This window comes from Bradyrhizobium sp., from assembly GCF_030693485.1.
Lineage (GTDB): Bacteria > Pseudomonadota > Alphaproteobacteria > Rhizobiales > Xanthobacteraceae > Bradyrhizobium.
This window is the reverse complement of sequence record NZ_JAUYAN010000242.1, coordinates 1-9,813: the sequence shown is the minus strand read 5'-3', so window position 1 is coordinate 9,813 and position 9,813 is coordinate 1. Positions and strand designations below refer to the sequence as shown.

Genomic DNA, 9,813 nt, shown 5'->3' with positions numbered 1-9,813 from the left:
CGGCCGCGGGCGGCCTTGCCGCTGCGGGCGGCCTTGCCGCTGCGGCCGGCGGCGGTTCGGCCGGCGCGGCGTTGTTGCTGCCGCCGAAGATCACCCGGCTCGGGTTGCGATCGAAATTGTTCACGGCGCGGCTGATGTCGCCGAGGGTGCGGCGGCCGTCGGCGATCAGCAGGTTGGTACGCTTGTCGAGGTCGTCGGCGAGATCCTTGATCGACTTCAACATCGCCGACAGCTCGCCGCCGGAATTGCCGCCGGCGACCGTATTCAGGCCCAGCATCAGGCTGTCGGCCTTGCCCATCACGCCGTCGACCTTGACCATGATGCCGTCGATCTTTTCGGAATTGCGCGCCAGGGCGCCGGTAAAGGTCTCCAGATTGCGCAGCGAGTTTTTGACCGATTCCTGGTTGTCGGCGACGATCCGGTTGACGTTCTGCAGGGTGGCGCGGATCGCCTCGGTGACGTCCTGCAGCGCACTCGGATCGGCGGTTAGGACCGGGATGCCGTCCTCATCCAGCGGAACGGCCGGCGCCGCCTCCTCGCCACCCTTCAGCGAGATCGCGGCAACGCCGGTCAGGCCCTGGAATTCGAGGCCGACCAGGGTGTCCTTGCGGATCGGCGCCTTGTTCTCGACCATCGCGAGTGCGACGACTCGACGCGGGTTATCCAGTTTGACCGAGATGACTTCGCCTATCCGGATACCGTTGAAATTGACGCTGCCGCCATTGCGCAGGCCGGAGGCCGGGCCTTCAAACACGATCCGGATCGGGCTGCGCGCCTTGGTGGTGTGCAGGCTCTGGAACCACAGCACGAAGCCGAACGCCGCGGCAATCACCGCCAGCGTGAAGGCTCCGATCAGGACGTAGTTCGCCCGCGTTTCCATTAAGATCGAACTCCAGTACTAGCTCATCACGGCGCGGGCGCGCTTGCCGTGGAAATATTGCCTCAGCCAGGGGTGTTGCGAGGCCTGCATGTCGGCAACCGATCCTGCCGCAATGATCTTACCGTTCCCTAACACCGCAATCCGGTCGCAAGCCGTATAAAGGCTGTCGAGGTCGTGGGTTACCATGAAAACGGTCAGGCCCAAAGTTCGCTGCAGGGTGCGGACCAGCTCGTCGAAGTCGCCGGCGCCGATCGGATCGAGGCCGGAGGTCGGCTCGTCCAGGAACACGAGTTCCGGATCGAGCGCCAGCGCGCGCGCCAGCGCCACGCGCTTGATCATGCCGCCGGAAAGTTCCGAGGGAAACCGGTCGGCGACTTCGGGCTTCAGGCCCACCATGCCGAGCTTGGCGACGGTGATCTCGTCCATCAGCCGCTGCGACAGGCTGAGATATTCGCGGATCGGGAACTGGATGTTCTGCCGCACCGTCAGCGAGGAGAACAGCGCGCCCTGCTGGAACAGCACGCCCCAGCGCCGCTCGACGCCGCGCCGCGTCTTGGCGTCGGCGGAGTCGAGATCGATTCCGAACACCTCGATGTTGCCGGCGACCTTGGGGACGAGGCCGATGATGGTGCGCGTCAGCACCGACTTGCCGGCGCCGGAGGGACCGACAAAGCCCAGGATCTCGCCGCGCTTCACATCGAGGTTCAGTCCGTCGAGGATGCGGTTCTTGCCGAACTGCACGGTGATGTCGCGGACCCGGATGATGTTGTCGGAAGGTTGCGCTTGGGGTTGCCGCGCCATCGTCACATTCCGATCGATGCGAAGAAGATCGCGAACACGCCGTCCATCACGATGACGAAGAAGATTCCCTTCACTACCGACGACGTCGTGTGCTGCCCGAGCGACTCGGCACTGCCCTGCACCGCCAATCCCTCGACGCAGGCGACGATGCCGATCACCGCCGCCATGACAGGCGCCTTGATCATGCCGACGATGAAATGGTTGATCGAAATGGCGTCGCGCAGCCGCAGCAGGAAGGCTTCGGGCTCGACCCCGCCATAGAGCCACGCCACCAGCCCGCCGCCGTACAGCGCGGCCATCGCGCCGAGAAACGCCAGGATCGGCAGCGCCAGCACCAGCGCCAGCATCCGCGGCAGTATCAGCACCTCGATCGCATCGAACCCCATGGTGCGCAGGGCGTCGATTTCCTCGCGCATTTTCATCGAGCCGAGCTCGGCGGTGTAGGCGCTGCCGGAGCGGCCCGCCACCATGATCGCCACGAGGAGGACGCCGATCTCGCGCAGCACCAGCACGCCGAGCATATCGACCACGAAGATGTCGGCGCCGAACTGCCGGAAATGAAAGATGCCCTGCTGCGCGATGATGCAGCCGATCAGGAAGGTGATGAGGACGACGATCGGCACCGCGCGCCAGCAGACCTGTTCGAGGTGATGCACCGTCGAGGTCAACCGAAAGCCGCGCGGGCGGATCAGCACCCTGCCGCCGGCGGCCAGGACCGCGCCGAGCATGTCGATCAGGCCAACCAGGGTCGTGCCGACGCCGGCCACGCTGCGGCCGATCTGGTCCAGCATCCCGGTGAGCGACACCGGACTGGCGTCGAGCGCGGGCGAAGCCTTCACCCGGCGCACTTCATCGACCAGGGTGGCATAATTGGCCGAAAGGCCGGCGATCTTCGCCTCCACCCCGCCCTGGGTCAGGCTGCGGCGAAGCCGCTCGATCAGCCAGGCTCCGAAAGTGTCGAGCCTGGAAACCTGCGAGACGTCGATGAAGATGTTGGGCCGGCTGCCGGCCAGCTTTTCGGCGTCGGCGACGATCCGCTCCAGATCAGGCGCAAAGCGCGCGGTCCATGAACCCGCGGCGCACAGCGCCAGCCCATTGCCCCGTGCAATCCGCTCCAATGTCGGGTCGCTGCTCACGATGCCAACACCCCAGCCGAATCTCTGCTCATCACGGAGGGAAACATCCAACGCGCCGCCGCCTTGTAGAACATGTCCCTTACCAGCCATACTTGGTTACGCCGGGCAAGCCGGATGGTTCAGAAATTGCCAGATTTTGAAATGACTTCCAGCAAATCTCTCGTGCTCGCCGCCCGGATCCAACGCTGGCCGATCGCAGGGTCCTTCACCATCAGCCGGGGCGCCAAGACCGAGGCGGTGACGGTCGTGGCCGAGGTCAGACTTGGTGGCCATACCGGGCGCGGCGAATGCCTCCCCTATCCGCGCTATAGCGAGACCCCGGAAGCGACGCTGGCCGCGCTGCAGGCGATGCAGGGGCCGCTCTCGCGCGGCCTCGACAGGCAGGCCCTGCAGGCCGCCATGCCGGCCGGCGCCGCCCGAAACGCGCTGGATTGCGCGCTATTGGACCTCGAAGCCAAGACCAGCGGCCAGCGCGTCTGGAACCTGCTCGGGCGGCCGGCGCCCGCCGCCTGCACCACCGCCTATACCATCTCGCTGGGGACATCCGAGGCGATGGCGGCGGCGACCGCCAAGGCGGCGCACCGGCCGTTGCTCAAGATCAAGCTCGGCGGCGATGGCGACCGGATGCGGATCGCCGCGGTGCGCAAGGCGGCACCCGAATCCGAACTCATCGTCGATGCCAACGAGGCATGGACGCCACAAAATCTGGAGCAAAATCTCGCCGAATGCGCCGGGGCCGGCGTCACGCTGGTGGAGCAGCCATTGCCGGCCGGGCAGGATGACGCGCTGGCGCGGATCCGCAGGCCGGTCGCGGTCTGCGCCGACGAAAGCGTGCATGACCGGAAATCGCTCGATGGACTTCGCGACCGCTACGATGCCGTCAATATAAAGCTCGACAAGACCGGCGGGCTGACCGAGGCGCTGGCAATGGCCGATGCGGCGCAGGCGCTCGGATTCGAAATCATGGTCGGCTGCATGGTCGGGACCTCGCTGGCGATGGCGCCGGCGATGCTGCTGGCGCGACAGGCGCGCTTCGTCGATCTCGATGGCCCGCTGCTGCTGGCGCGCGACCGCGACGGCGGACTGCGCTACGACGGCAGCCTGGTCTATCCGCCGGAAGCGGCGCTGTGGGGGTGAGAGAGGCGCTGCCGCGAAAACCACATGATGAGGCCGCCTGACAGCGCCATCGCCGCCATCAGGTAGTAGACGCCCTGCCCGTAGCGGGCGAAGATCATGCCGGACGAGATCGACGCGATCGAGGTGACGATGCCGGTGCTGGCGGCAAGGTAGCCCTGCCCCCGCGCCATCACCTCGATCGGCACATGGCGCACCATCAGGCCCATGGTGCCGACCATGGTCAGCCCGAAAGTCAGGCCATGCGCCAGCTGCACCACGGCGAGTACCGCGATCGGCGGATCCAGCGCGGTGATCGACCAGCGTGCGACAGCGCACAATGCTGCGATCACCACCAGCAGCGCAGGTTGCAGCTTGAACCGTGGCGACAGCGCGAACACCACGATCTCGGCGAGCACGCCGAGCGACCAGAGCCCGGCAATGGTCAGCCCGCCCAGGCCCGATTGCTGCCAGGCGATCGAGGCGAAGACGTAATAGGCGGCGTGACTGCCCTGGATCAGCGCCGAGGCGGCGATGATGGCGAGAAAGCCGGGATCTCGCAGCAGCGCGGTGGCGCCCTGCGTCGGCGCCGCCGCGGTTTTCGGACTGTCCAGCGGCTGCAGCCCCAGGCTGACCAGCGCGCCGAGCGCCGCCACCGACGCGATCACCCAGATCAGCTGTTCGGCGGCGATCAGGTCGACCAATAGCCCGCAGGCCAGCGCGCCGGCCACGAAAGCCGCCGAGCCCCACAGCCGCAGCGGTCCGTAGTTCAATCCGTAGCGCGCCACGCCGCGCAGCGCATAGGCGTCGGTCAGCGGCGTCATCGAGGTCCACAGGCAGGAGGTGACGACGTAGATCAGGAATACCGCGAGCGGCAAATGCTGGGTTCCGACCAGCGCCAGCCCGAACGCGGTCGCAAACGCCGCGACGATCAGGGTGCCGCGCAGCGCCTGACGCCGTTCGGCCAGGCCGGTGATGAACGGCAGCACCGTGAACCGCGTCACCGCGGGGACGGCCGTGATAATACCGATCCACGAGGCGTCGATCCCGACCGCCTTCAGCCACACCGGGAAGAACGGCAGATGGGTGCCGATGAGGCCGAACAGTGTGCCGTAAAACAGCGCCAGCCGCGTGGCGAATCGCCTGGAGGCCGCTTGAGATGCGGTGGGGATTTGTGATTCGCTCGGCATCAATTCAATTGCGATTCGCTCGATATCGTGGTGATCGTTAACGCAACGCGCTGACATTTGCGCGGTGAGTCTTGCATGGCCGACGAAGCATTTGCGCTATCTCCGATCTCCGCTCGCGCTGCCCAGCCGAGCGAGGAGGACTATGACGCGATCAGCAAGGCGTTCATGGAGACGTCGCGGGGCCGCTGGTTTCTCGGCGAATATGCCAAGCGCAACCGCAATGCCGACACCAGCATGGTGCTGGAGGCGGTGGCGCGGCTCGAGGAAAACCTCGCGGCCCAGCGGCAACCCCAGCCGGCCCCCGACGACGGGCTGAGAGAGGCGCTGGCTGCGATCCGGACCGCGGTCGATCAGGCCCGGGTCGCCGCACTCGACGGCCTCGCGCTGGAAGAAAAACTGGGACCGGTGCGCAAGGGCAGCCGGATCATCCGGGAAATCGCCTGGCGCTGGCGCGAAATCGGCGCCGACAGCCGGATCTGCGACCTGATCGATTCCCAGATCACCGCCATTGAAGGCGCCTGCGGCGAGATCGCATCGATCAATCCGCTTGCTGCGTTCGACGTCATCGAGCGACAGCTCGCGGAGCTCGGCGGCAGCGAGACCGCCCCAACCTCGCCGCAAGCCGCGGTGGCAGACAGCCCGTCGGCCGCGGCCCCGCCGACCCCGTCGGATGAAATGCTCGCCGCGCTGGTGGAGCCGCTGGAGACCGCGGCCGCGGCCCCCGCTGACGATTCCGAAGCCACGGTGAGAGCCTCGTCGGTACTGGCCGAGGAAGCCATCGCGGCGGCGGAAGCCGAAACGGTGATGGCGGATACGGCAGACGTTACGGCGGAGACCGCCGCAGTTGCGATCGAGGCCATGGACGCGATGGCGGAGACGGCCGACGTCACAGTCGAGACCGTGGATGCCATGACGGAGACGATGGACGCCGCGGCCGAACCGGCGGGCCTGACTGCCGAGGCCGCTGAAGCCCAGGACGATGCGATCCTCGACATGATCGCGCTCGAAATGGCCGCGGACGATCCCACCGATGTCGATGAGGTCGCCGAACTGGAGTCGGCCGAAATCGCCGTCGCGGAACTCGCACCTGCCGACCCCGTCAGCGTCGCGCCGGAGCCCGAGCCCGAGCCGATCGCCGCTGCGGCAGTGCCGCCGGCCGCCGAATTGTCGCTGCAACCCGCGCTGCAAGCTGCCGAAGAGCCCTCGCTCGGCGCCTCGCTGATCTCAAGGGGAATCCTGAGCCGGCCGCAGGCGGCCGCGGCCGATCCGCTGGCGCCGATCCGGCGCATGAGCCAGGCCGAGAAAATCGCGTTGTTCTCGTAAGCACTTTCGGCTGATCTGACCGTTCAGCCGATCAATCGCGCAAACAGATCCGCGTCGACATTGCCGCCCGACAGCACGATCACGACGTTCTTGCCCGTGACGTCGATGCGGCCGGCCAGCAGGGCGGCGAGGCCGACGGCGCCGCCGGGCTCGACCACCAGTTTCAGTTCGCGAAAGGCAAATCCGACCGCGGTGCCCACTTCGGCGTCGCTGGCGGTGATGCCCTGCGCCAGCAGCTGGCTGTTGATGGAGAAGGTGATCTCGCCGGGGATCGCAGCCATCAGCGCATCGCAGATGGTGCGGCCTTTTGAGCCGTGCGCTTCGCGTTTGCCCGCGCGCAGCGAGCGCGCGTGGTCGTCGAACTCTTCGGGTTCCCCCGACATCACCATGGAATGCGGATAGCGCGCCTTGATCGCGGTGGCGACGCCGGCGATCAGCCCGCCGCCCGAGGCAGGGGCAACAACGATGTCAGGCACAAGGCCCAGCGCCGCCATGTCCTCCGCGATCTCGCGGCCCACCGTGCCCTGCCCCGCGATCACATAGGGATCGTCGTACGGCCGCACCAGCGTGGCGCCGCGTCTGTCGGCGATCTCGCGGGAGATCGCCTCGCGGTCCTCGCGGTCGCGGTCGTACAAAACGACCTCGGCGCCATAGGCCTTCGTGCGCTCGCGCTTGGAGAGCGGCGCGTCTGCCGGCATCACGATGGTCGCCTGCATGCCGAGCAGCTGCGCCGCATGCGCCACGCCCTGGGCGTGGTTGCCGGACGAGAACGCCACCACGCCGCCGCCACGCGCATCGATCGGGATCGACGACAGCTTGTTGAAGGCGCCACGAAACTTGAACGATCCGGTCCGCTGCAGCATTTCAGGCTTCAGGAAGATCCGGGTCCCCATCCGCTCGTTGAGAACGGACGGCGACAGCAGCGGCGTTCGCACCGCGAAGGGCGCAATGACGCGCGCGGCCGCATCAATGTCGGCGGAAGTCACAGGCAAAATGGCAATGGTCATCGCACAAAGTTACGCCTGTGCCGGCAGCCGGGCAAGCTGCTTCGAACGGGATCAACCGACGAAACGCGGCTGGTCCAGCTCGAATGGAACCCGATTGCCTTTCGGATCGATGCGGATATTGGTCACATTATCGACGAAGGCGCGGGCTGACGCCTCCCAGCTGTGCTTTGCGGCAAAGGCGACGCAGGCTTGCGGCGAAATGCTCAGCGCAGCCAGGCACGCGACCTGCAAATCGTCGTGCAGTGAGCCGACCGGGGCTGCACCGATCACATCGCGCGGACCGCTCACCGGAAACGCAGCGACCGGCAGGCCGCTGGCCAGCGCTTCGAGCAGCACCAGCCCAAACGTGTCGGTCCGGCTCGGAAACACGAAGACGTCGGCGGCGGCATAGGCCTCCGCCAGTTCCTCGCCCTGTCGCGCGCCGAGAAATACCGCTTGCGGATACTTTCGCGTCAGCGCCGCGCGCGCCGGCCCGTCGCCGACGATCAATCTGGTGCCGGGCAGATCGAGGTCGAGAAACGCCTCGAGGTTCTTCTCTACTGCCACGCGGCCGACACAGAGAAAGATCGGGCTCGGCAGACCGAGATCGACAGGGCGCGGATGAAAGTGGCGGATGTCGACCCCGCGTGGCCACAGCACCACGTTGCGGAAGCCGCGCGAACGCAGCTCGGTTGCCAGCGCCGGCGTCGCCGCCATCACCGCCTGGCCGGCATTGTGAAACCAGCGCAATCCCGCCCAGATCCACGATTCCGGGACGGGCAAGCGCGCGGAGATGTATTCCGGAAATCTTGTGTGGAAGCTGGTGGTGAACGGCAATCCATGTTGGCGGCAATAGCGCCGCGCCAGCCATCCGATCGGCCCTTCGGTGGCGATGTGAATACTGTCGGGACGTGCCTCAGCAATCAGCCGGGCTATTTTGCCCGGCGACGGCAATGCCAGCCGCAGGTCGGGATAGCTCGGCAGCCCGACAGTGCGGAACGATTGCGGGGTGACGAAACCGACATCGACACCGAGCGGCCTGGCCGCCTGCGCCATCATGGTCAATGTCCGCACCACGCCGTTGACCTGGGGATGCCACGCATCGGTCGCGACCAGGACGCGCATCAGGCCGCCCGCGCCGCAATGGCGGCCACCGGTGCTATCAGGCGCAGCGGATCGGTCCATCTGATGATCTCGAAGCGGCCGTCCTCGTGCTCGACCAGCGCGGTACAGCTTTCCACCCAGTCACCGCAGTTCATGTAGCGGATGCCGTGCTCGTCGCGAATGGTGGCGGTGTGGATGTGGCCGCAGATCACGCCGTCGGCGCCGTGGCGGCGCGCTTCGGCGGCGAGCGTCTGCTCGAACGCGCCGATGTAGTTCACGGCGTTCTTGACCTTGAGCTTGGCCCATTGCGACAGCGACCAATAGGGCACGCCGAACGCGCGCCGGAAGAAGTTGACCAGGCGGTTCATCCGGATCGCGAAATCATAGGCCTTGTCGCCGAGATGGGCGAGCCAGCGCGCGTTCTGCACCACGAGATCGAAGATATCGCCGTGGATCACCAGATAGCGCTTGCCGTCGACGCCCTCATGGATGGCGTCCTCGACGACGTCGATGCCGCCGAAATGGGTGCCGTAATAGTTGCGCAGAAACTCGTCGTGATTGCCCGGCACGTAGACGATCCTGGCGCCCTTGCGCGCCTTGCGCAGCATTTTCTGCACGAAGTCGTTATGCGATTGCGGCCAGTACCAGCTGGACTGCAGCGCCCAGCCATCGACGATATCGCCTACCAGATAGATGGTGTCGGCATCATGGCAGCGCAGGAAATCCAGCAATTGGTCGGCTTGCGCGCCGCGGGCTCCGAGGTGGACGTCGGAGATAAACAAAGTGCGAAACCGCCGCTCCGGACACTCGTCACTCATCACGTCACTTCCCATGCGCGAGCAGCTAGCAGATTTTCGTGACAGCGCGATGACGGGCCGCACCGCCAGCGAATCAACCGTCGACCCTGTTCGTTGCAAGTTGCATGCTGCGCGACAAACAGGCGACGGCCGCTCACAGCAAGGCTGTCGTCGCCCGCGAAAGCGGGCGATCCCGTACGCCGTGGCTTCCCGGTTCTATCGCCGGCGTCTCTGGAACACCGGGTCACCCGCTTGCGCGGGTGATGACGACGGTATGTGTTGCGGCCTGATCAGCTCAATACTCGCGGCGCGGCCGCCGCTCGCGTTGTCGCGGCGGCTTTTTGGTGCCGGTGTAATAGGGATTGACGATGCACTGCGCGGCGCGGCCCGATGCCGACATCTGGCACTGTGGAATCGAGGTGTAGCCGCATTCGAAATAGAAATCCGTCATGCCTCGATAAATCTGCAGGCAGACCGGATACT

The 9,813-nt window shown here is 66.2% G+C and carries 10 protein-coding genes; 2 read left to right on the top strand and 8 right to left on the bottom strand.

All coding sequences use genetic code 11. The features are described from left to right. The 3 genes from Q8N40_RS17865 to Q8N40_RS17855 all read right to left on the bottom strand — a co-directional run. A partial coding sequence (locus Q8N40_RS17865) for an MlaD family protein (RefSeq protein WP_305712751.1) occupies positions 1-880 on the bottom strand: 880 nt, incomplete at its 3' end. An 18-nt stretch (positions 881-898) separates the two neighbouring features. Next, positions 899-1,681: an ABC transporter ATP-binding protein gene (locus Q8N40_RS17860; protein WP_305712750.1), complete on the bottom strand. Its 783-nt coding sequence runs from the start codon at positions 1,679-1,681 to the stop codon at positions 899-901. A gap of 2 nt (positions 1,682-1,683) precedes the next feature. Next, positions 1,684-2,817 carry an ABC transporter permease gene (locus Q8N40_RS17855; protein WP_305712749.1) on the bottom strand — a complete coding sequence of 378 codons (1,134 nt, stop codon included), beginning with the start codon at positions 2,815-2,817 and terminating at the stop codon, positions 1,684-1,686. 141 nt (positions 2,818-2,958) lie between these two features. On the opposite strand from Q8N40_RS17855, the gene dgcA reads away from it, so the two are divergent. Further along, positions 2,959-3,954, top strand: coding sequence for an N-acetyl-D-Glu racemase DgcA (dgcA, locus tag Q8N40_RS17850; protein WP_305319071.1), 996 nt, complete (start codon positions 2,959-2,961; stop codon positions 3,952-3,954). On the opposite strand, the gene Q8N40_RS17845 is transcribed toward dgcA, so the two are convergent. Next, complete coding sequence (locus Q8N40_RS17845; RefSeq protein ID WP_305712748.1) at positions 3,924-5,120, bottom strand: MFS transporter; 1,197 nt, start codon at positions 5,118-5,120, stop codon at positions 3,924-3,926. The genes dgcA and Q8N40_RS17845 overlap by 31 nt on opposite strands. A 75-nt stretch (positions 5,121-5,195) precedes the next feature. Between Q8N40_RS17845 and Q8N40_RS17840 the strand changes: the two genes are divergently transcribed. Continuing rightward, positions 5,196-6,443, top strand: a complete 1,248-nt coding sequence (locus Q8N40_RS17840) for a hypothetical protein (RefSeq protein ID WP_305712747.1) — start codon at positions 5,196-5,198, stop codon at positions 6,441-6,443. Positions 6,444-6,466: 23 nt separating this feature from the next. Here Q8N40_RS17840 and Q8N40_RS17835 read toward each other — a convergent pair whose 3' ends face one another. The 4 genes from Q8N40_RS17835 to Q8N40_RS17820 all read right to left on the bottom strand — a co-directional run. After that, positions 6,467-7,450: a threonine/serine dehydratase gene (locus Q8N40_RS17835; RefSeq protein WP_305712746.1), complete on the bottom strand. Its 984-nt coding sequence runs from the start codon at positions 7,448-7,450 to the stop codon at positions 6,467-6,469. A 51-nt stretch (positions 7,451-7,501) separates the two neighbouring features. Further along, positions 7,502-8,554, bottom strand: coding sequence for a glycosyltransferase family 1 protein (locus Q8N40_RS17830; RefSeq protein WP_305712752.1), 1,053 nt, complete (start codon positions 8,552-8,554; stop codon positions 7,502-7,504). Continuing rightward, the gene (locus tag Q8N40_RS17825) at positions 8,554-9,366 is read right to left on the bottom strand and encodes a UDP-2,3-diacylglucosamine diphosphatase (RefSeq protein ID WP_305712745.1); all 813 of its coding nucleotides are present in this window, start codon (positions 9,364-9,366) and stop codon (positions 8,554-8,556) included. The genes Q8N40_RS17830 and Q8N40_RS17825 overlap by 1 nt, the downstream gene beginning before the upstream one ends. Before the next feature lie 259 nt (positions 9,367-9,625). Continuing rightward, positions 9,626-9,813 (bottom strand): DUF3551 domain-containing protein (locus tag Q8N40_RS17820; RefSeq protein WP_305712744.1); only part of this gene is annotated, 188 nt, incomplete at its 5' end.